Below are 22,621 nucleotides of genomic sequence, written 5' to 3'. Positions count from 1 at the left end.
GTGCTTTTGGATATGTTTCATTACCCTATTGAACAGCTCATCATTGAAAAGTCACTTTGATGCTGTCATGCACTCCACCAGTGCCCGCAGTGAGTAATCGGAGGTGGAACACAGCAGAATGCATGCGGCTGTCTGTGGCAGTGCGGTGTCATCATAGGGATTGCGCAACACCAGATTTAGCAGTGGCTTAACCGCAGCCAAAGCCTCAGCCAGATCCAGCTGGCCTGTGAATAGATGGGCATTAAGGGTGCCCTGGATAACGACATCCGCATTAGAAGCTTGCAGTACCAGGGACTTTATCTGCTCGGCATCCGGCTTCATTGCGCAGTAGCGCGTTTGCACAGCCAAGCCTTCATCCCTCAATAGGGAGGCTAACCTGATCTCCGCAGAACCACTATTATCGGCCTGGGTCAGCTGCTCCTGCAGCGGCAATATAAGCAAATATTTCAGCGAATCCTTGAGTGGCACCAGGCCCTGTGGGTCCCGGCTAACTTTCACGGTCATACGAGCCAGCTTCAGTGCCGCCTCTTCCCACTGCTCTCTAGGAATCGGCTGTGCAGCCGCCTGGTACTGCCGGAATTGGTCATACAGCTGCCGAATACGAAGAACCGACTCGTCGATTTGCTCCTCATTGATTCTCCCATCCCGTACAGCTGACAGAATACCCGCGATGACCTGGCTCTGAAACTCCGGCGTATGGCACATCAGAATCATATCGTTCCCCGCCTGAACGGCCAGAACCCCTACCTCTTCCGGGCTGAAATTTTTGCGAATTGCCCCCATTTCTATATCATCCGTGCAGATCACCCCCGTAAAGCCCAACTGCTTCCGCAGCAGTTCCGTGGCAAAAAAAGGACTGAGTGAGGCCGGAAGTCCGCCCGATTCCGGAATGTTAGGAAACACCAGATGACCCATCATGATTGAATCCACACCGGCTTGAATTGCTTCAACAAAGGGAAGCAACGGACCCTCCATCAACTGTTCAATCGTTAGCTCACATTCGGGCAGAACAATATGCGAGTCTCCGCTCACTTGCCCATGGCCGGGAAAGTGCTTTGCCGTAACGGCTACACCCGCTTCATGCATCCCTTGAATATAGGCGCGGCCGAATTGGGCGACCAGCTGCGGGTCCTCTCCAAAGGAACGAACACCCACAACAGGATTATCTATATTCGTGTTCACATCCAGCACTGGTGCCCAGTTCATGGGAATACCAAGGGAATGCAGCTCACTGCCGATGATTTTACCGAGCAAACGCGCGGCTTCCGGATCTTCACTTAACCCCACTGCCCGGTTGCCAGGGACGTAGGGAAAAAAGGACTTAAACTTGGATAGGGTTCCACCCTCTTCATCTACTGAAACGTAATAAGGCAGAGGACTACCACTCTCTCTAGCTATGTTCTTTACTTCTGCAAGTAGCGCATGTGTCTGCTGCTCGCTCTTAATATTATGGGGGAAGATGCCGATACCCCCAAATCGGTGCTGTGCCATTCTGCCGCGAAACTCCGGCTCGGCCCCAGTCGATGTGCCTACTACGCACATCAGGGCTATTTTGTCTTCCAGACTCAATGCCGTCAGATCAGTTTGTGTATGGATTGCGTTCAGACCCAGTTCTTGATAGAGCGTGCGCTCCAGATAATCATGCAGATAGAACCTCGATTTCACAAAATGCTCCGCCATATCAGAGGGCTGGTAACGCTCCAGCGCAGCCTTCATCCGAGGCAGGACACCCTCACGTCCACGGCGGTTTCTCGTATAATTGTTATGGAGTGAGCGCCACTCCGCATCGTCTCCGGGATACAGCTCCCAGCGGTAGGCATACTTATGGATCGCCCGCGAACGATCTGTCGCCACCTCAAAATTATGCATGATCGCAATCAGTTCCGCTTCTTCCTTGTGCTCGCGCACTTCGTCCATCAGCTTCCAGATCACATCATAATAATCCTCCACCCTGTAATTGCCGAGAAGGTTATGTCCGATAACAGGATCAATGCCATGAAACCGTTCCAGAAATCGGTCGATAAAGGTTGCGGCATCTGCCTTGCGGTTCCAGGCCAAATCTGCATGCAGCAGCATGGGGTACCAGGTGGTTTCGAAAATACCATATGGAACACCGAGGCTGAAAGGCCCCGTCCAGTTGGTAGCAACCACGCAGCCAAGATCCAGCTTGTCGGCCGTCTCTGCCCACTGAAGCAAGTTGTCTGTCCGGTTCAGCAGTACCGGGTAATTCTGGTGCTCAGCCCAATCAAAGCTGCGGACTGCTGGCGCTCCCATAACTTCAATGCCGAGCGCCCTGAATTTATTGGCATGCGAAGTAACCTCCGCTTCGATATTGCGCCCGTTGTAGATCCAGATCATGGCGACACTTCGCTGATCCAGCTTAGCCAGTTCCTCTGGCCGGCATTTATCCAGCATGTCATGCCAGAAAATCGGCTGTTTTCCCCGTTTTGCCGTAAATGCAATCAGACGGTTCAAAAAGGCGATAAAAGCTCGTTCCCGCACGCCTCCGAACTCGATTTTACAGCGTTCGCACTCGCATAGGCTGTAGACCTCGTCACACCCGAGGTGAATATAACGCGAATCCGGGTGGGCGTCGATCATCTCTTCGAGTAGAGTGGTTATCAACCCAAAGGTTTCCGGATGCGATGGGCAGATCTCCCCGGTGGACTGCTCTGTCTCGCGAAGATGCCGCCAACCTTCGTGGCGTAATACATATTCCAGATGTCCAAAGCTCTGCTGGAGCGGAATAATCTCTATAAAGTGATCGTGGGCGCTCCGCTTCAATTCTTCCAGCTGTGAACGACTTAACGCATGCTGTGGATGTGCGAACTCGGGATGCGACTGAAATGGGAACTTATCCTCATATTCAATCAAAATCGCGTTCGTCTTATAACGGGCGAATTCAGCCAAATACTTCGTCAACAGTTCCGGCTTGGAGAACGTCTGACGCAGGTCAAAGTTCATTGCCCGCATAGGTGTATCCGGCCAGTCGGTTATGGACACCGCCGGGATAACCCCATCGGGTCCATTCAGTTGTACCAATGTCTGCAATCCATAAAATAGACCCGCCGCATCCAGTGCGTAGACTTCAGCCCTTCCGGCCGACACCTCCAGCTTATACCCTTGTGGACGTCCGTCCAACCCAGTCAGATCCGTTCTGTCTTGTTGAGTAAACGAACTGAAACTAGGGATGGTCGGGCTCTTCTGTTGTGTTCCCAGGACTTCATGAATGGCAGGGGCTCCATGTTCCTCATCGACTACCTGCAGTGTCTCCTGCTCTGAGAGACGTCTGATTATTAACAAATAACCCTTTTCTATTCTGGAGCAAGTATATTCCATCCCCGGAAATGCCCGGCGACAATGAATTTCCAATCTGGGATCATCCTGTTCCATGAAAAGACTCCATCTTTCCTCGCCATTCAGTCGCAAGGCTTCTCCTTCGCTCGATGCAATTTGCTTCGGTTGTGGTATCAAGCTTGGCATCGCTCTCCTCCTATTCTTGGCTCTGTGGACTGATCCGGCCATTCTTCCAGCACTGCAAGACACTTAACTTTCCACCATCAATGTTGAAGCTAACGATATCCGCAGGTGCTCCGACCTCAAGTCCGGCAGCCTGTTCAAGCCCAAGCAGCCGGGCCGGATGCACCGATGCACAGTCCCAGGCATCGGGAAGCCCGCACAACCCCGCTTCCACAAGATATCCCACCTGATTATGCAGCATCATCGCCGAGCCAGCCAACAGCTCAGGCTGGCCGGCGAGGTGCAGCCGACCTTCCGCCGTCAATACCACATCACCACCAATATGCAGGTGGTAGGAACCTGGTGGCATACCGCTCAGCGAGACGGCATCACTGACCAGTATGGCGCGGTTCCGTTTCATCCGGAGAATTACTGCTAGCACGGACAGCGGAAGATGATGACCATCCGCTATCATGCACCCATACAGCTCATCGGCCGCCAGCTGTTCCCACAGGTAGTTCGGATGACGCGGAAGCATCAGGTGTGCACCATTACCAAGATGTGTAGACATCACCGCTCCTGCGGAGACCGCTTCCCTGATCTGCTCTGGCGTTGCTGCCGTATGTCCAATCGAGACAAGAATGCCGGATTCGCAGCACCGGGCAATAAATGAAGCTGAACCAGGCCACTCGGGTGAAAGGGTAATAATGCGAATTAATCCATCGGCGGCATCCTGCCAACGGCTGAGCGCCTCCCAATCAGGGGGAACAATATGCTGCTTTGGGTGGGCGCCGCGTGGGCCATCCTCCGGCGAGAGGAATGGACCTTCCAGATGAATGCCCACAATTCCCTCGGCCGCATCCCGGTTCAGCCGAACGGCTTTTGCAATGATGGAAGCCGCCTCAGCCAACCTTACGGAACTGTTCGTAATCAACGTCGGGCAAAAGCTTGTAACACCTTGACTTTTCAGCTTCCGGGTCAGCTGCACTACCGTATCTGGACATAGCGGGGCTGTGTTCAGATCCAGCCCCCATCCGCCGTTCACCTGTAAATCCACCAGTCCAGGCGCAAGCCAGGGCAGGCAATCTCCGGGAGGCGACATTTCAAGTTCAGTAACAGCAGTGATACGTCCCTCTCTGATCCCGACCTCAATGGGCAACCCTGTTCTGTAGTGCTTCCCGATCATTGACACGCTCACAGGCCGTAGGCTTCCCGGTCTGTGAACATCGTGATTCCGGGATGGGTACGCAGGATGGTGGCAGGACACGCCGTGCTGATCGGATCATGTAAAGCTGCCGCAAGTGCACGCCGTTTGGATCCCCCTGGCACAATTGCGAACAGATCCCTTCCAGCCATCAACGTTGGCACAGTCAGGGTCAACGCCTCCGCAGGCACATCATCCAGATGGGCAAAGCAGCCATCGTTCACCTGCTGACGGCGACAAGCTTCGTCCAGTTTTACCGCTTTGACGATCCTCGAGTCTTTAAAATCGGCAGCAGGCGGATCATTGAAGGCGATATGCCCATTTTCTCCGATCCCGAGGCAGACGATATCAATAGGAGCCGCACGCAGCAGGTCTCCATATCTCTGACACTCCTGCTCCACATCTTGTAGCCCATCCAACAGCTCCACCCGCCCAGGTTGCACCCGATTGAACAGCCGATCCGTTAAATATCGTCCGAAGCGCTGGGGAGCTGTGTCCGCCAGCCCCATATATTCATCCATATGAAAGGCACAGACCCTTGACCAATCGATACCTTGCTCCCGTACCAGACCTTCATACAATTCGTTTTGCGAAGGAGCAGCAGCGAACACCATGCGCACCTGACGCTCCGAATCCTGAAGCAGCTGTCTTAATCTGGCCCCAACCGCAGCCGCAGCCGCTGCCCCCATCTGATTCCGATCAGCATAAACCTGCACAGACATATGTTCAACGATATGAGTCTTGAGCGGTTCCACCAAGTCATTCACATTCATGTGCTTCCTCCTCCATCAAGCCATTTCTCGTCTGCTTGTTCAATTGATGGCATTCAACATCAGCAGCGTTGTATGCGGCGAATCATGACCTACTGCGTAGTAATAGCCGTTGTAACGGATTCTCCGTGGTTCAAAACCAACCTGTCTGCCGGTTCCCACCGCTTCCGAGACAAGCGTCACGCTCCCATCCATTCCTGTTGTCCCGCTGGTGTAACGCCCCGCCGAATAAGTAAATCTCCCCTCGACTTTCGCCCCCGAAATTATTGCGCCTGTATCATAATCTCTGACCTTCATGGTGACGGATACCCCCGATCCCCCATAGACCAGATTCATGTCCGTTACAATCAATGCCTTCATTGTGGTGCTACCAGTGGTCGCCGACACTTCATCGGTGAGAGGCCCGATATTGCCACGCAAATCACGGGCCGCAATACGATAGTAGTATGTCGTATCCGGCAGCAGTCCCTTGTCCTGGTAATTCAGGGCCCGGGCGAGTCCAACAATATCCGCAGCGACAGGCGTGAACCCCTGCACGGTACTTCGGTATATCACATAGCGTTCCACTTCCATGTTATCCGAAGCCATTCCATAATTCAGATGTACAGTCTGATAATCAGTCGCCTTAATGGAAGGAACCCCTGAAAGGGCGGAAGGAGCTTCCTGATCATCCGGCGCTGTCCAAACTACACCGCCCGGCCCCCAATAAGAAGGAAGTGCCCGGTAGGAATCATAGTGATGGACGGCAATACCGCCAAAGGCGCTGCTCTGCCCGTAAGCTGCATATACCTTATCTAGCTCGGCTTCCATGTGGATACGCCCCTCCTCCCAGAAGGTAATGGTCTCCGGGTCTCCGCTATTGGCGATATCCAGCGTTTCAACACCAATCACCACGGAATTCGGCTTGCCGATCTGATCCGCGTAAGCCAGCTCTCCAGCAGCCCCGGCAATAATGCCAGCGGAGCCATCCGCCGTATCCCGGTAATCCATAATGGAGATATAGTCGGAGATATCTTGAACATGCTCAGACAGCCATTTGCTGGATCCATTCCATGAAATATTCACTGCTTGATCCGATGTGTCATACCACTTGGGCACAGCAGGGCCGAACGGAAGCCGAATACCTGCGGTATCCCGGCGATCAATCATCTTTTGCAGGCCATCCAGGTATTCCTTCTGCAGGAAATGACTTGGGTCTTTAAAGTCGGGAGAGATATAAGGCTCAATATCCACATTGATGCCGTCAAACTTCTCCGTATCCCCCGCTGCAAGGTTGTAATTGATCACCTGCTCCATTTCCTGCACAGCATGATGGTGATATTTCTCGTAAGCGCCCATATAGGCCGGTGTAGTGCCGCCTGCAATTAACGCATGCACCTGCAAATTTTTGCTGTGCGCCCAACTCACGAAAGAGCGCAACTCCACTTCCTGGGCTTCCAGTGCATCGTATCCGGCATAACCGCCTACTGCAAGATAAAGCGTCTGGACCGGTGTTTGGCCAAATGTCTGCGTATCGGTGATGAATGACTCCAGCACTTGGCGCGATCCAGGGTTCAGCAGCAGCTTATAACTCTCCGGTTCCCAGATCCACATGGCCCGCTCCTGTACAGGAAGAAGAACGGCAGACTCATGCGTCCCGGTTCCAACCTGAGCATACACCGTCGGGCTATAACCATAACGCTCCGGTGCGCTGGCCGCTCTGGCCTCCAGACTGACCGTACGATCGCCAAGTCCCGCCGTGTCCCAGGTGTATACATATGCAGGGCCTTGCTGAACAGCTTCCTCCCATGGCCCGCGGTTCACCCGAACCTCTACCAGCATGATCGGAAGTGGAGAGCTGGTCTCGACAGAGATCTCCACCTGGCCGCTAAGAGAAACGCCCTCAGATGGTCCCGTGATGGTTACTACAGGAACAGCACCTGCCGGGTTATTAACGGTAAGGGTGGCAGGCGCTCCCCACACCCCGTAACGGGTGGACGTATCCAGTCCACGAACCACCAGTTCCACAGCCCCGTTATAGGCTGAGGTATCCAGCATATAAGACCATGTGCCGCTGTCATCCCCATCCGGATCATTTAATACCACTTCGAATTGAGCCGTTCCGTCCACAAACAGTCGAATGTCATACAAGTCGGTATAACTGCCCCCAATTTCCACCAGCCCTCCATCCGACACATACCCGCCCGCAGGCGCGTCCAGTGAAATTGAACCCGCCGCTTCTGCCTTGCCAGGGACAGCTATTCCAATCGTCACCATACAGATCAACAGAAACAATCCCAGTTTGAATCCGGAGTACACACGCAGATGCTGCTTTTTCATAAGCGAAGCCTCCTTTTGCCATTCTGTAATGGTCTAGGATTCCTGTGCCGTACATTCGCTCATTTCGCGCTCAGCTGAACATTCTGAACACGGTCATACGCTTCCTTATAGGTGTTCAGCAGCTTATCTACCCCGAGATTGTTAATCTCCTCCACATACTTCTCCCAATCTGCCAGACTCCGGGAGCCGGTAACAAATTTGGCAAAGCTCTCGTCACGGTGCTTCTTGATCGCCTGACCAGTAATGGATATGACCTCATTTTCTACTTCTGTAAAAGCAGGTCTTGGCTGCATTGCAGGAGGATCATATTTGACCGCTTCTTCATAGGCATGCTTCAGATCGTCCGAGAACAGCGACAAATGCGCGTTGAAATCAATCCAGGTGTAGGTCCCGCTCGTTTGAAGCCCTGTCTGCTTGCGCATTTCAATGACATCGTTATACTCCGGCTTGAACTTGATCGTATCGCCTTCCTTTATAAAGGTCTCGCCCTCAACCCCCCAGCTGCTGAGTGTACGTCCTTCCTCGGAATAGAAAAAGTCCATGTACTTCATCACATCATCAATGTTCTTGGAGGTCGAGGCCACCGTTAATCCACCTTCCATATAATGAAAATACGGATTCAGCTGTTTGCCGCCTGAAATGCCTGCCGGAGGGGCCAGAAACTGCATGTTGAATTCCGGATTCTCCTGCTGCATGGCATTATTGAAAAAGTCAATCCGGCTGATATAATCAATGGTCACAAATGATTTTCCAGTCGAGACCATATCCTGCCACTGTTTGGTTTGTAATGATAAGAAATCGGGCGGGACCAACCCTTCATCATAAAAGCTTTTCCACATCCCTACCATAGCCTTGTAGTTGTCTTCAGTCGGTCCATAACGCCATTGCTTCTGGTCAAAATCATAATAAGCACCCTCACCCGTTCCGTAGTTCACCGTCATATTGGCATTCATCTCATCCGGGATCTGACCGTAGCGGATCGAGAGCGGATAACTGTCCGGGTATTTCTCCTTCAACGTCTTCAGCGCTGCATGCAACTCTTCATAAGTTGTTGGAGCCTGAATGCCTTCCTTGTCAAAAACATCCTTGCGGTACATCCAGATCATACGATTCGTCTCGCCGAAACCCTGATTGGGGAACATATACATTTTACCGTCGGCGGACAGGGCAGCCTTCGCTTCCTCGGGATATTGCTTCATCCATGCCTTCAGATTCGGCATACTGTCCATATACTGCATCAGATCCACCAGTGCGCCCTGCTGACCAAACTTGTTCGAATCCTTGCGATTGGGCATATACATCAGATCAGGCAGCGTTTTGGAGGCAATCGCCAGGTTCAGGCTCTCATCCAGCTTGCCGGAAGGTGTCTGCACTTCCAGCGTGACGCCCGTCTTTTCCTTCAACCAGCTCCAAATGGGCCAGCTCTTGGAATAAGGAAAAGTGGCATTGTTGTCCAGCAGGGCCGTAAAGGTCTTTCCCGCCCCGGTGGAGTTATTTCCGGTGCTGTTCCCCTTAGTATCTGTTTGCGGGTCGGCACCATTGCCTCCGCTGCACCCTGCCACCATCGTTACTGCAATCAACAGGGGAAGTATTACCGATTTCCATTTGCCCATAAGCTTCTCTCCCTTAATCTGAATTCGCGGTGCATTTCTTGCCTCACTTAACCTTTGACCGCCCCAACCATGGCTCCTTTGACGAAATACTTCTGTACGAACGGATAGATGACCAGAATCGGCAAGGTTGAGACCATAATGGTCGCATACTTGAGCGATTCCTCCACCACCAGATTATCTCCCCCAATGGATGTTACGTCGCCTGAGCTTGCGCTGCCGGCCAGTACGAGATTACGCAGCAGCACTTGGAGCGGAAACAAATCGGGAGACCGTAGATAGAGCAGCGGAAAGATAAAGTTGTTCCACATACCCACGGCATAGAACAGGGCAATCGTGGCAAAGGATGCCTTGGACAGCGGTACAATAATACGTATGAAGATTCCAATATCGTTCAGGCCATCCATTCGACCCGATTCCTCCAGCTCTTTGGGGATGCCTGAGAAGAATGTGCGCATCAGAATGAGGTTCCAGGTGCTGACTGCCCCCGGGAGAACCATGCCCCATACGGTGTCCACCAGATTCAGGGAACGGACCACCAGAAAGGTCGGAATCATCCCGCCGCTGAAGAACATCGTAATGACAATCAGGACGGTGAAGCTATTGCGCAGTGCCATGTCTTTTCTGGACAGTGCGTAGGCTCCAGTGGAGGTAACCACCAGTGAGATCAGTGTGCCAAGCACGGTATAAATGATCGTATTTCGGTAAGCCGTCCAGATTTGCGGATCGCCCAGCACCAATTTGTACATGCTCAGATTAAATCCCTTGGGCCAGAAGGAAATATTATTTTGGATGACGTTTACGTTGCTGCTGAGGGAAACCGCCAGCATATGAAGGAACGGATAGAGCGTAACCACTACAACGAACAGCAGGATCAGCGATGCCACAACGTTAAACCAGGAAAATCGGAATGAGTTCACGCCACACCTCTTTCTACCATAGACTGGTCTCACTTAATCGGCGGCTGAGCCAGTTGGCCGTATAGATGAATATCAGACTGATGACACCCATGAACAAATCAATGGACGCACCATAGCTGAAATTCCCCTGTACCATGCCTACCCTGTAGACATACGTGCTGATAATATCCGCCGTATCGTAGATCGCCGGATTCTGCATCAGGAAGACTTTCTCGAAGCCGATCTCCAGCACTTTGCCGATATTTAGAATCAATGTAATGACGATCGCGGGAGATATACCGGGCAGTGTAACATGCCAGATTTTGCGCAATCGGCTTGCTCCGTCCATATCCGCGGCTTCATACAATTGCGGATCGATGGCCGTCAGCGCGGCCAGATAAATAATGGTCTCCCAGCCGATATGCTGCCAGATTTCTGACAGGACATAGATGCCCCGGAACAGCCCAGGCTCATTCATGAAATTAATCGGTCCAATGCCGATACCTGCCAGCAAATTGTTAATCAGTCCTCCGGTTGGGGACAGAAACATAATCACCATACTCGCCACAATTACATTTGAGATGAAATGCGGCAGATAGCTGACCGTCTGTACAAAACGCTTGAATGCTGCCTTTCGTACCTCATTCAGCAGAATGGCCAGCAGGATTGGAGCCGGGAAGCCGAACACCAGCTTATACAGTCCCAGCAAAAACGTATTCTTCATCAGCGGCCAAAAATCGGGATTCTCCAGAAACATCCGATAATATTTGAATCCCACCCAATCACTGGCCCAAATTCCTTTAAACAGATTGTAATCCTTGAACGTGATGACCAGACCAAACATCGGCGCATAACGGAAGATCAAATAATACAGGAGGCATGGCAGGAATAGCAGCCATAGCGCCTTGTTCCTGTTCCAGGTTCTGATCAAACGCGACTTCCGCCGAGGCGGCCGGTGCGCTTCTTTTTGCGGTTTGCTTTGCATTACGCTAGCATCAGCCATCGGCATGCCCCCTCTTGCTTAGATGAGTTAATTCGACTTTTATGTCAGCTAACTTAACCTGTAATTCCTGGGTTCGTATTCGAATTATAGCTATAAACCTTTAGAAAGCGCTATCTACATGTTATATAACTTTTCGCCTTTACTCCTTTTTTCCAGATATCCGCGTATAATTCAGTAAAAGTGTATATTGTTTGTGTCAGATTTATGCCGCTATGATAGGATTAGCCACTCGATCCAGGGCTGTACTCAAGGGGGAATGTCATAATGAAGGGACTGTCTCAAAACACAATTCTAGCCTCACTCAATCGGATACTGACAGCCAACCTGGGCATTATGTTACACCAGGGGCTGCACTCTTTTGCCCACTTTTGAATAAGGGGAAGGGAAGGCTTCGCTGGGTGAACTACCGGGAAATGGCAGCTATAGAAGTGAAGAAATTACATACACCTAGGAAAGAGCAAGATCAGCAACTTAATTTAGAAGGAAGGTGGCGACACGTGGAAATGCCCGGCGATCAGGATACTTACGTTACTCATATGAAAGCAAACCAACCACCGAAAGCGATTATGAAACGAAGCTTCATCACTCAAATGCGCAGACTGCACGGATTGTCCGCTGAAAAACAAATGTAAGAAGGCCGCACCTTCGCCCTTCACCGGATGAAGAGACGTAGAGCGGATTTTGCAACTGAAAAACGTCATATGGGACAGTGGCTAACACTTGTAAATGCGAGCCACGCCCTTTGACGACGTTTTTAAAATATGTACCCGTTTAAACCATTGAAGACTACAATCCAATTGCTACGGGAAATTCAATCAGTTCATTGTGCTCACCCATTCACTGTTATTCCAGATATCAGGATTGTCAATAGTCTGAGTATCTCCACGTACAGATGAATCATAGCTATCCTTACTACTTGTATACCAATCAACAATAACTAACTTTCCATTCGAATTTTGCACAAGAAATTCAGTAGGTTCAGCAAAGTTACCTATATCCTTATGAACACGTGCATCTAATTTCAAATAGAAAAAACTCTTATCTCCTCCAAAATACTCTACTTGTCTAGCATCAATATCAACGCCTGTCATCTGATTATAGGTAAACTTGTTCTTAAGGAATAAATCATATTGAGATGAAACTTTTTTTTGCGTATATTGTTTAAGGTTTTCGTTATCGATATAAGTATCCAAATCAATTTCCGAGCCGTTCCAAATCGCTTTATAATATCCAGACAGAGCTTCTGCGCACATTTTATAAGCCGTTTCAGAATCCCCAGCAGATAGATCACTTTCGTTCTGAGCTAAAAATTCTGTGGGAACTTTTGATAAATCCCCTTTTGTGCTCAGCGAAATTTCTGTGTTTTTAGAATCCTTCCCATTCGTATCACCTACAACTACGGCAGTGTTATCTTCATTAGTACTAGTATTAATCTGTTCGCATGCGCTAAGGGTAAGCACAATCATTAATAACAAGTAAGCACGTTTCATTACAATTCCTCCAGTGAAAATATTGTTCAACGCCTGTCATTAAGCAGGGGAAGTTCTTTTTGAAGCATAGCACTTTGGAGTGAGGCGCACCCTCTCTTGCTTAGAAGATTGTAAATTGACTTGAATGTGAGGTAACTTCCCTTGTATATCCAATGTACATCTCCACATTATACCATTTACTAAAAGGAAAGCGCTATCTACATGTTATATAACTTTTCGCCTTTACTCCTTTTTTCCAGATATCCGCGTATAATTCAGTAAAAGTGTATATTGTTTGTGTCAGCTTTATGCCGCTATGATAGGATTAGCCACTCGATCCAGGGCTGTACTCAAGGGGGAATGTCATAATGAAGGGACTGCTTACAAGCAAATTTGCGCTGAATGGACTGTTTGTCAAGCTAATGCTGAGCTTCCTCAGTGTCATCCTGATTTTGGCTTCATTTAATCTGTTCTCCCATCTGTACTTAAGCAACAAGGTCTATCAGGAGATGGTCAGACAAAATGAACTCAGCCTTGCACAGACCGTTGAAGGGTATGAGAATCATTTCCGGCTGACCCAGAACATGATTCTGGCCCTCACTCAATCGGATACCTGGACAGCCAACCTGGGCATTTTGAGCCATATTAAGGAGAACCGCCGTTACGATATTCCCGCAGAGGTGAAGTCGGACCTCTCCACGCTGTACGCCAATCCTTTTCTGCATATCGACAATTTCATTCTCTATTTCAAGCAAGAAGACTATGTACTGGAGAAGGAAGGTCTTAGCAGTGCCAGCGATATGTTCGGTAAATATTATTATAGTAAAGAATATCCCCCGGATTACTGGAAAACTCAAACGATGAACAACCAGTTCCTGAAAGTAATGCCTGCCGCAGCTTTTACGGAAAATACCGTTCACTCATCCCGCTCTCTCGGTCAACTGATGCCGGTCATGATGAAAGCTATTCCCTACGAAGATGTGTACGGCATTATTATGCTGGATCCACAACGCATGCAGGACACATATGGCGATGCCGCTAATAATCCGTTCTACATTCTGGACAACGAGGGACGCCTGCTTTTTACCACGATGGAGGGGGAACTGCAGAATTCGCAGCTACCTGCAGACGGAAGCAAACATGAACGTATTGGGGATCAGTATTACTTCTATGAAAAAGGTAAGCAAACCGGATTTACCTATGTCCGGGTCACCCAGGCCGCAGTAATCGCCGCGGAAATGCGGGGCATGCAGCTGCTGCTGGCTTTTCTGCTTGGCGCTGCTGTGCTGATTAGCGTGATCTCCTCCCTGTTTTTCAGCATAAGATTAAACCAGCCGCTCCAGCGCCTTATTGCCGCTCTGGACCGAAATTCGGACAGCGGACCAGACAAATGGAGCAGTGTAAAAGAATTCGCCATGATCGGCGACCGCCTGAGCTCTATTCTGGAGAATAACCGTTACATTCAAAGCGACCTTGCGCAGAAGAACTCTCTCGTACGCCAGTACGCTTATATCCATAAAGTAAAAAATATACCGCTCAGCTCCTATCTGGCGGAGCTTGAGGATGCCCAGCATTCCGAGCAGCCTTATGTCTCCATTCTGTTCAAGGTGGGCTTCAAATTCCAGCCGGATGAATTCGGGCAGCATACCCTGTTATTATGGAAGCTAATTCAGAGCCTGTTCACTAACAGCAAAACCAATAGCGTTGCCATTCAGCCCGAGCAGGACCAACTGCTCTTGCTACTGTTCGATCCAGGTCCACAGAGTGGTATTCTTCAAGCGCTCGATACACTGAAGGAGTTGCTGGCTGTCGAGGAAACCCTTTACCTCACCATCGCGGTAAGTCCGGTGTATTCCGGAGAAATTCCGTTTACCGATGCGTACAGCAATCTGTCCATGCTGTTAAAAGAGCGCAGGCTGAATGGGGAGACACAAGTTATTGTGGAGCCGCGTGCTTCTTCGTCAAATGCCTTCCATGTGAAGGTCACTTATGGGGAGGAACTGCACAACCTGCTGCAATCCGGCAATGAAGAGGCCGTATTCTCTTGGCTGGATCGCCAGCTGGAGCAACTGCAGCACAAGGATGCGGCCGCAGAAGACTTCCGCACCTTTGCCATCGGTGCAGTCGAACAGATCAGCAAGACGGTGATGAAGCTGAATTTGACGAACATCGAATCCGAGCTTCGATCTTCTCCTCCGGGAGAGGCATTTGCTGGTTTCCATTCCATGCAGCAATACAGAGAATGGCTTCAGGCGTTGGCTCAACCGGTACTTGCGGCAGTACGCAGCCAGCTGGAAACGCGTGATCCGGTTATCACCTTTGTGCTGGACTACCTGGATCATCATTATGGAGAAGACATTAATTTGAATATCGTCGCCGACAAGTTGAATTTAACATCGGGGTACCTCTCCAGTATTTTCAAGGAAAAGACTAACATCAACTTCAGCGAATATCTGAACAATCTGCGGGTTGAGCGGGCCAAAGAACTGCTTGTGAATGTAGATCTGCGAATTCAGGACATTGCGACACAGGTCGGCTATCAAAATGTGAATTCGTTCATCCGCATGTTCAAGCGTCGATACGGGCTGACCCCCGGAGAATACCGCAAGCGTCATGCGGGTGATGAGCCATTCATCTCCTCCAGCCATGGCTAACCAGATGTGAGCGGGCAAGAACCGAAGATTGTAAATACACCAGCGTCCGCTCGGAAGCAGGCGCTGGTGTACTGTCAGTTTACATTAGAATTTTGGACAGGTGTACAAGAGCCATCGAAGGAATTCGCTGTTCTTCAGGAATATGTTCATAGAGCAGATGCCCTTTTCCCGCTTCAATCATTTGTTTGCTCATACTAGCAATCCGACCTTTACTATGATCAATAAAACGAAAATCCACCTGTCGTAAACTTTGCATTTCAGTCAAACGTTCGAATGCCTCAGCCTTGATCCCCTTATGTATCTCTTTCAGTTCCAGCACCTCCAATTGATCCGCAGTCCACAGGTTCTCAATCTCTTGCAGAGACTTCATGAAATCCAGTTCAAGCTGCCGCAGATTTTTCATGTGCGAGAAGTCGCACAACCGCTCAATCTTGGGTAGCGAAAGGTGCAGAAAGACCAGATGATGTAATGCTCCTACTGCATCGATCTCGGTCAGATTCTTTACGGACGATAACCTCAGCATACGGATATTCGATTCAGCCAGTACTTCGAGTGAACCAGCCAATGTACAGTGATCGAGAGCCAAATACTCGATAAATGGTAAGTCTACAACAAAATCAAGCTGATCAATGTCACAGTTCAGGACGAGGGTGCTCAACCGAATGCAGTCCTCAATCGGCGAGATATCGGGAAATTTCCCGCTAAGTGCGAGGTAATTCAAGTATTTGTAATTTCGGATGAAGTCCAGGTTTTGTTTTTTGGGTGAGCCAATGTTCAGAAACTCCATCTTTTGCAGCGCACTCAATATACTCAAATCTTGTGTTTGCTTGAGATCCAGCTGCAAAGCAGTGACATGTTTTAAACCAGCAAGTGCCTCCAGAAACTCTTCTGAATACCGCCCCTTCACATCTGTATTGGACACATTTAAAATCAAATCGGGTCGTTTGGCAAACACATGTTCATCCAGTGTTCGCAGATCATGCATCTCGTCCAGCCCGACAACAAAGCTAATCGTAGCCCTGTTCCGCAGTTGTACGATAGCCTTGTCCATTTTATCCTCGTTCCAGGGAACTCCACTCATCGAAGCGGCCCACGGTTCGTTCATTACTGGTCACCCTCCAATTCTCTGATACTTATCCATGTCCAGCTTTCCTTTAATTGTAAATCAAGAAGAGTACATTGAGAAGTCGAATACACATTCCGTGGTTACTTATCACCTGAAAACTCTGCTATAATACCTCCAAGTGTTATTCCCCAAGGGGAGATCAGGATGGAGGATAATCATCATGAAGTTTGCTAAACGTATGGAACATTTCAGTGAGGGGATATTCACACGTTTGCTGGAAATCAAGAGGCAACGACTGGAGAATGGAGAACCTGTCATCGATTTAAGTGTAGGCACACCCAATATTCCCCCTGCCCAACATATCATGACGGCTTTATGCGAGGCAGCAGCAGATGCTTCAAACTATACATATGCTGTAAATGATCAGAGCGAATTGCTGCAAGCAGTCAGTGAATGGTACAAGCGCCGTTACCATGTTGAACTGAACCCGAAAACCCAAATTTGCTCCTTGCTTGGATCACAGGAAGGACTCGCCCATATTTCTTTGGCGATCGTTGATGAAGGAGATTTAGTCCTTGTACCCGATCCTTGTTATCCAGTCTTTGCTGATGGACCTCTACTTGCAGGAGCCGAACTGTATTATATGCCCCAAAAAGAAGAACATGGATATGTTATTCAACTTCAGGACATTCCTGAAGCTGTTGCGCGCAAAGCAAAATTCATGCTTGTATCCTATCCCAACAATCCGACGACAGCAATGGCACCCGATCAGTTCTATCTGGATCTAATTGATTTTGCCAAGAAATACGACATTATCGTTCTTCATGACAATGCATACAGCGAGCTAGTGTTCGATGGGAAAACGTGCGGTAGTTTCCTCGCTTATCCCGGGGCGATGGATGTCGGCATTGAATTCAACTCGTTATCCAAAACCTATGGATTGGCTGGGGCACGGATCGGCTTTTGTGTGGGGAACCCGGATGTGGTATCTGTGCTTAAAAAGCTGAAATCCAACATGGATTACGGCATGTTTCTTCCGATTCAGAAGGCAGCCATTGCTGCAATCACAGGGGATCAGAGTGAAGTTGAGCGGGTCAGAGATATCTACGAGGAGCGCAGAAATATTCTTTGTGAAGGATTCAGCAACCTCGGTTGGCCTATCGCCAAACCCGAAGCCAGCATGTTCATCTGGAGTCGGATTCCAGACCATTACGATACCTCAGAGCAGTTTGCCATGGATCTGGTTACACAAGCGGGTGTAATCGTAACGCCTGGGAGTGCCTTCGGACCTTCGGGAGAAGGATATGTGAGATTCGCTTTGGTTCAGGATAAAGAGACGTTGCAGCAAGCGATCCTATCGGTAGATAACAGTGGAATGCTAAGAGAAAAAACAACTAATTTATAACACGAATGAAAAAAGCTATTATAAGCAAATATCCCCTCTAGGTAAGCAGTGAGAAAAGAGAACATGTCTACATGAACTCAACACTGAAAACCAGAGGGGATTTTTTTTTAGGATCGAATGTTTAGGCCGATTTGCGCCAGTTGGAGCGATACATTAAATAGAGGAAATATGGCGTTCCAATAATTGCAATCAACAACCCGGATGGAATCTCGGTTGGTGCCATAACAGTCCTTCCGATCGTATCCGCCAGTACCAGCATCACTGCACCGACCAAAGCCGACAGAAACATCGACCGTCTTAATTTGTTTCCCGTCAATAGACGGACCATATGTGGAGCGATTAGCCCGATGAATCCAACCGTTCCCACACAGGCGACTGCACCTGCGGCAAGCAAAACACCAACGGTCATAGCCAGCAGACGCGTCCGACGAACACTCAAGCCAAGACCGGAAGCACTATTATCGTCGAATACCAACAGTTCGAATCTTCGCGCCAGCCACCACGCAAGCGGGATCAAAATCAACAGGAACACCCCAATGATCTTCACTTGATCCCACGTACGTGCATAAGTACTGCCTGTCAGCCAGATAAAACCGCTACTGCCATATACAGCGCCGCGAACAATCAGAACCTGAATACCTGCGCCTGCAATTGCAGACATGGCGATACCCAACAATACAACGGCAGAAGGATTGAGACCTTTTTTCCAGGACAAGGAGAATACGACTGCTGCAACGATCCCTGCACCAACAATCGCCGCTATAGGCAGCAAGAACACCGGAAGACCAGGCCATAGGATGATGACCATCATCGCACCCAAGCCTGCGCCTGACGAAACGCCCACGATGGACGCGTCAGCCAGCGGGTTGCGAACGGCCATCTGAATAAGCACACCACTGACCGCCAGTGCAGCACCTGCACCTGCGGCGACAAGAGTACGCGGAATGCGAAGCTGAACAATGGCCGAGTATAGCCCATCCGATTGAAACAGGCTTGGCAGAAGATCGGCCATTGGAATGCGCATCCCGCCAAACATCGTACTAAGGAGAACCAATGCTAACGTTAGTACCGTAAAGATAATAGCAATAGGGCCGAAAGCCCAGCGACGCGAACGTGCTCCTGTGCTCATTGAGGTAGACATGCCTGATCCATTTGCTGCCTTCATGCGTGTAAGTACAAGCCAGATTAGCCATGGTGCACCAATGATTGCCATCACGGCCCCTGTCGGCAACTCCAGACTGGAGTTATGAACCATCTTGGCAAGTACGTCTGCACCGACTAGCAGTGCTGCGCCCCACAAGAAAACACCAGGCAATAACAATCGATTTGAACGAATTCCACTCAATCGAACCAGATGAGGTGCCACCAAACCCACAAAGCCAATTGGCCCAATTACACTGACAATGACCGCAGCCAGCAACACAGCAATAATTAACCCCGTGGCACGGGCCATGCCTACTTTTTGCCCGAGTGAGGAAGCAGTTGATTCATCCAGTTCCAACATATCCCACTGCCGGGATAAAACCAGGGCAACGATCGTAATTCCAATGACCCAAGGCCATGCGTAAATTACACCGCTCCAGTCATTCTGAACAAGCGTTCCTGATCCCCATAGAAATAATGCCTGAGTCTCCTGAGAGAAGAAAATATGCAGCGCGCTTGTAAAAGAACCAAGTACCATCGATACAATCATGCCGGACAGCGCAAGTCGCACCGGACTTGACGTTCTCCCCCCGCCCATGAAGTAGGCTGCGGCAGCTGCCAGTAATCCACCGAGTACGGCGAAAAGGAAAGGCGATTGCTGCATCAAGCCTGGGAAAAAAATCGTTCCCAACACCACGACAAAATAGGCCCCCGCATTGATGCCGAGTGTGTCCGATGCCGCGAGCGGATTGCGTGTAATGGTCTGTAACAACGAACCAGCAACAGCAAGCGCCCCTCCAGCGAGTATACCGATTACTGTTCGCGGCATGCGCAGATCCCAGATCATATTATGTTCCAGTGTGTCCTGCCTGCCCATAAGTGAATCTACAACCGTATGGAGTGGAATTGAAGCTTCTCCATAACACAGGCTTACAAAAAAAAGCACGATGAGAGCGGTTAGACCGCCCCCATAAATGCTTAATGTACGCCAGTTAAACACTGGTCGGGAATGTTGGACCGAACTCATTGGGTAATCGCTCCAACAACCCCGTCAACCAGAGCTTTGGACGAGATAGGTCCACCAAACGTCCATGTTGTGCTATCCAGTTGATAAGTGCGTTTATCTTTGACAAAATTCAGACCTTTCCATACTGAATTGTCTTTCATTGCTGTGCCAAAAACGTCATCATCCGGTTGTGTGATGTAGATGAAGTTGCTGTCCTGAACAGCAGGCAAGGATTCAATACCCACCGTTGAGAAGCCATATCCTTCAATCTTGTCCGGCTGCCAGTCGTTAACCAGTCCAACCTTCGCCAACGTGCCAATTACGACAGCGTTATCGGTAAACATGCGAAGACTTGCTGCATTTTGATACGTAAATGCTTGTGTCAGTACATAATGGAATTCCGATTTGTCGGCAGCAGCAAGTTTATCTTTGGCTTCTGTATAGTGCTGATCGAGTTCATCGAGTACCTTCTTCGCTTGGTCTTCTTTTCCAAGAGCAACCGCGATATTGTTGAACGTTTCCGTCATTTTGTCATAATTATAGCCATCACCCGTATACAGGTCATATTCAAGCGTTGGTGCAATGGCATTGAGCTGATCATAGATATTCGAATTGGAATTGGCGATAATCAAATCCGGCTTCAAAGCTGCAATCGCCTCCAGATTTGGCTCGTCACGTGTTCCAACATCCGTCACCGTGTCATCCAAAGCTGCTTCGGGAGTCACATAGACTTTATAGTTGGCGTTATCTGCACTACCTACTGGCTGAACACCCAGTGCTACTACATCTTCCGTATATGTCCATTCCAGTGTAACAACTCTCTTAGCTGGTTTGTCCAGTTTGAGCTCTCCACCACTATGTTTAACTGTAACAGGACCTGCTGTCTCTTCAGTCGGCGTGCTGCCGGAAGAGGCATTTTCATTTGTATCTGTTGTGCTGCTGGCTTTACCGCAACCTGTCAGAGCAAGCGCCAAAACCGTCAGCAATAAAAATCCGTTTAAGCTTTTTTTCATATCCTACTTCTCCCCTATTTATATGTATTTATATGATAACAATTATCATTATCACTAATGGATTATCCCGTAGGATTGCGATTTTGTCAATTCAAAAGAGTTATTATTTTCATTTTGCAAAATCTTCACTGTCACAGCATAAACAGAAAAAAATGAAAGAACCCGCATTCAAGGCGGGCCTGGATCACATCGAGTCTTTTGAAATGATGTTAGAATGCACCGTACGACGATTTAACTCAACTGCATCGTTGTGATGCACGTATTATCTTCTTCATATGTAGATAACTGTGTCTCTGCAACTTTTCCATCATGCACCACACGAATGAGGTATGACTTATCTCTGGCTAACCAAAAATCTATAAAACCGTTGGAGCCGGCCTTCATCTCAGCATCCTTCATAAGCGTATTCCCTTCAGAGTCATGAATCGTCACAATGAACTTCTTATTCTTCATTTCGCCCTGACATCCGGTCAGGCTATGAATTGCACAAGGATGAGTCTGATCCACATAGGGTGCAATGGAAAGGAAAAACTCCTTTTCAGGCAAGTCGTAGGTTGTCGTTTGGTTACCTTTATCCGTGACGATTAACTGGGTGGCATTAATGGAAGCCGATTCCGGTGTCTCCTTGCCTGTACTGATATCTTCTACTAATTTCTTAATATTGGGTGCTTCCGCGTTACCTACCTCTTCTGTCCCCACATTGTTTGCAATAAGGAAGGCCCCCAACACAATTACAACCACTAAGCTGGCAATGATCCACATTTGTTTTTTCATCTGGAGTTCATCTCCTCGTCCGTTTTGGTTTATTATAATGGAGAACGAACCATCATGGACTGAAAGCGTATGTAATTCACCATTTATTCACATATTTGTATGCTTCATTCGCATTATGTTAGATGTATCATTGATCAGCAAAGGAGGATGTGTATATGCATAAATCCCTATCTATACCCGACATGGATCGCAGAGTCCACAGATCCAAACAGGCCCTGAAAGCCTCATTGTTAGAGTGGATGTCTCGCAAGCCATTCGAGAGTATTACCATTACCGATATCGTGAAATTGGCCGATGTGCACCGCAGTACCTTTTACAAACATTATGTATACAGAGAAGACTTGCTCAATGAAATTTTGAAAGACGTGATGGCAGATCTGATCTTCGCCTATCGTGCCCCTTACCAGCACTACCGGGATTTCGGAATCATGGACCTGAACGCTTCAGCGATCAAAATTTTCGACCATGTTCTTGGCCATGCCACCTTCTATGCCTTGCTGGTTAACACAAACGTGCTCTCGGGTTTTCGAGATACACTCTATGAAACGCTCAAAACTCTGTATCTGGAGGATGTAACCGATATGTCGCCAGACCCCCGAGTGAACAAGGAGCTTCTTGCCTGTTATCAGGCCAATGCAGTTCTTGGTTTAATTACAGGATGGGTGCAAAGCAATTTCAAATACAGTGCCTCCTATATGGCGGAGCAGCTGCTGGAATTTACACGCATGAATCGCTCCAATGAAGTTTACCGTTCGAATCTGAATCCATCATTGGATGAAATGGAAAGAGGCACCGTCTCTCATGACAACTGAGAAGCCAGTACCTCT

Annotated in this window: 16 protein-coding genes; 4 read left to right on the top strand and 12 right to left on the bottom strand. The window is 49.1% G+C overall.

What is annotated here, in order from left to right; all coding sequences use genetic code 11:
- Window positions 1-51: 51 nt before the first annotated feature.
- Genes nagZ through BLV50_RS20830 form a run of 7 tightly spaced genes read right to left on the bottom strand, consistent with a single transcriptional unit; the run spans window position 52 to window position 11,264 of the window.
- Window positions 52-3,483: a beta-N-acetylhexosaminidase gene (gene nagZ, locus BLV50_RS33575; protein ID WP_256338009.1), complete on the bottom strand. Its 3,432-nt coding sequence runs from the start codon at window positions 3,481-3,483 to the stop codon at window positions 52-54.
- Window positions 3,484-3,493: 10 nt separating this feature from the next.
- Window positions 3,494-4,657 carry an N-acetylglucosamine-6-phosphate deacetylase gene (locus BLV50_RS20855; protein ID WP_256338008.1) on the bottom strand — a complete coding sequence of 388 codons (1,164 nt, stop codon included), beginning with the start codon at window positions 4,655-4,657 and terminating at the stop codon, window positions 3,494-3,496.
- Entirely contained in the window at window positions 4,654-5,436 is a 783-nt protein-coding gene (locus BLV50_RS20850; protein ID WP_090809794.1) for a glucosamine-6-phosphate deaminase, read from the bottom strand. Before BLV50_RS20850 ends, BLV50_RS20855 begins: the two co-directional genes overlap by 4 nt.
- A gap of 39 nt (window positions 5,437-5,475) precedes the next feature.
- Window positions 5,476-7,752: an Ig-like domain-containing protein gene (locus tag BLV50_RS20845; protein ID WP_090809792.1), complete on the bottom strand. Its 2,277-nt coding sequence runs from the start codon at window positions 7,750-7,752 to the stop codon at window positions 5,476-5,478.
- Between the two features lie 59 nt (window positions 7,753-7,811).
- Window positions 7,812-9,365, bottom strand: a complete 1,554-nt coding sequence (locus BLV50_RS20840; RefSeq protein WP_090809790.1) for an extracellular solute-binding protein — start codon at window positions 9,363-9,365, stop codon at window positions 7,812-7,814.
- A 47-nt stretch (window positions 9,366-9,412) separates the two neighbouring features.
- Window positions 9,413-10,282 (bottom strand): carbohydrate ABC transporter permease, encoded by an 870-nt coding sequence (locus tag BLV50_RS20835; RefSeq protein ID WP_064636184.1) that lies wholly within the window; start codon window positions 10,280-10,282, stop codon window positions 9,413-9,415.
- 13 nt (window positions 10,283-10,295) lie between these two features.
- The gene (locus tag BLV50_RS20830; protein WP_090809788.1) at window positions 10,296-11,264 is read right to left on the bottom strand and encodes an ABC transporter permease; all 969 of its coding nucleotides are present in this window, start codon (window positions 11,262-11,264) and stop codon (window positions 10,296-10,298) included.
- 398 nt (window positions 11,265-11,662) lie between these two features.
- Here BLV50_RS20830 and BLV50_RS20825 point away from each other — a divergent pair, with 398 nt between their 5' ends.
- Window positions 11,663-11,896, top strand: a complete 234-nt coding sequence (locus BLV50_RS20825) for a hypothetical protein (RefSeq protein ID WP_090809786.1) — start codon at window positions 11,663-11,665, stop codon at window positions 11,894-11,896.
- 183 nt (window positions 11,897-12,079) lie between these two features.
- Here BLV50_RS20825 and BLV50_RS20820 read toward each other — a convergent pair whose 3' ends face one another.
- Entirely contained in the window at window positions 12,080-12,754 is a 675-nt protein-coding gene (locus tag BLV50_RS20820) for a hypothetical protein (protein ID WP_090809784.1), read from the bottom strand.
- 347 nt (window positions 12,755-13,101) lie between these two features.
- Between BLV50_RS20820 and BLV50_RS20815 the strand changes: the two genes are divergently transcribed.
- Window positions 13,102-15,387 (top strand): helix-turn-helix domain-containing protein, encoded by a 2,286-nt coding sequence (locus BLV50_RS20815; RefSeq protein ID WP_090809782.1) that lies wholly within the window; start codon window positions 13,102-13,104, stop codon window positions 15,385-15,387.
- A gap of 79 nt (window positions 15,388-15,466) precedes the next feature.
- On the opposite strand, the gene BLV50_RS20810 is transcribed toward BLV50_RS20815, so the two are convergent.
- Window positions 15,467-16,492, bottom strand: coding sequence for a leucine-rich repeat domain-containing protein (locus BLV50_RS20810; RefSeq protein ID WP_090809779.1), 1,026 nt, complete (start codon window positions 16,490-16,492; stop codon window positions 15,467-15,469).
- Window positions 16,493-16,673: 181 nt separating this feature from the next.
- Here BLV50_RS20810 and BLV50_RS20805 point away from each other — a divergent pair, with 181 nt between their 5' ends.
- The gene (locus BLV50_RS20805) at window positions 16,674-17,858 is read left to right on the top strand and encodes an aminotransferase class I/II-fold pyridoxal phosphate-dependent enzyme (RefSeq protein WP_072734584.1); all 1,185 of its coding nucleotides are present in this window, start codon (window positions 16,674-16,676) and stop codon (window positions 17,856-17,858) included.
- A 121-nt stretch (window positions 17,859-17,979) separates the two neighbouring features.
- On the opposite strand, the gene BLV50_RS20800 is transcribed toward BLV50_RS20805, so the two are convergent.
- From BLV50_RS20800 to BLV50_RS20790, 3 genes are all read right to left on the bottom strand, one after another.
- Window positions 17,980-20,028, bottom strand: a complete 2,049-nt coding sequence (locus BLV50_RS20800) for an iron ABC transporter permease (RefSeq protein ID WP_090809777.1) — start codon at window positions 20,026-20,028, stop codon at window positions 17,980-17,982.
- Window positions 20,025-21,020: an ABC transporter substrate-binding protein gene (locus tag BLV50_RS20795; protein WP_072734586.1), complete on the bottom strand. Its 996-nt coding sequence runs from the start codon at window positions 21,018-21,020 to the stop codon at window positions 20,025-20,027. Before BLV50_RS20795 ends, BLV50_RS20800 begins: the two co-directional genes overlap by 4 nt.
- 231 nt (window positions 21,021-21,251) lie before the next feature.
- Complete coding sequence (locus BLV50_RS20790; protein ID WP_090809775.1) at window positions 21,252-21,794, bottom strand: CueP family metal-binding protein; 543 nt, start codon at window positions 21,792-21,794, stop codon at window positions 21,252-21,254.
- Window positions 21,795-21,949: 155 nt separating this feature from the next.
- Here BLV50_RS20790 and BLV50_RS20785 point away from each other — a divergent pair, with 155 nt between their 5' ends.
- Window positions 21,950-22,606 (top strand): TetR/AcrR family transcriptional regulator, encoded by a 657-nt coding sequence (locus BLV50_RS20785; protein WP_090809773.1) that lies wholly within the window; start codon window positions 21,950-21,952, stop codon window positions 22,604-22,606.
- Window positions 22,607-22,621: the final 15 nt, after the last annotated feature.

It is taken from the genome of Paenibacillus sp. 276b (assembly GCF_900107875.1).
GTDB lineage: Bacteria > Bacillota > Bacilli > Paenibacillales > Paenibacillaceae > Paenibacillus > Paenibacillus marchantiae.
Note: the sequence above shows the minus strand (reverse complement) of the source record. Positions and strands in the feature narration are given on the sequence as shown.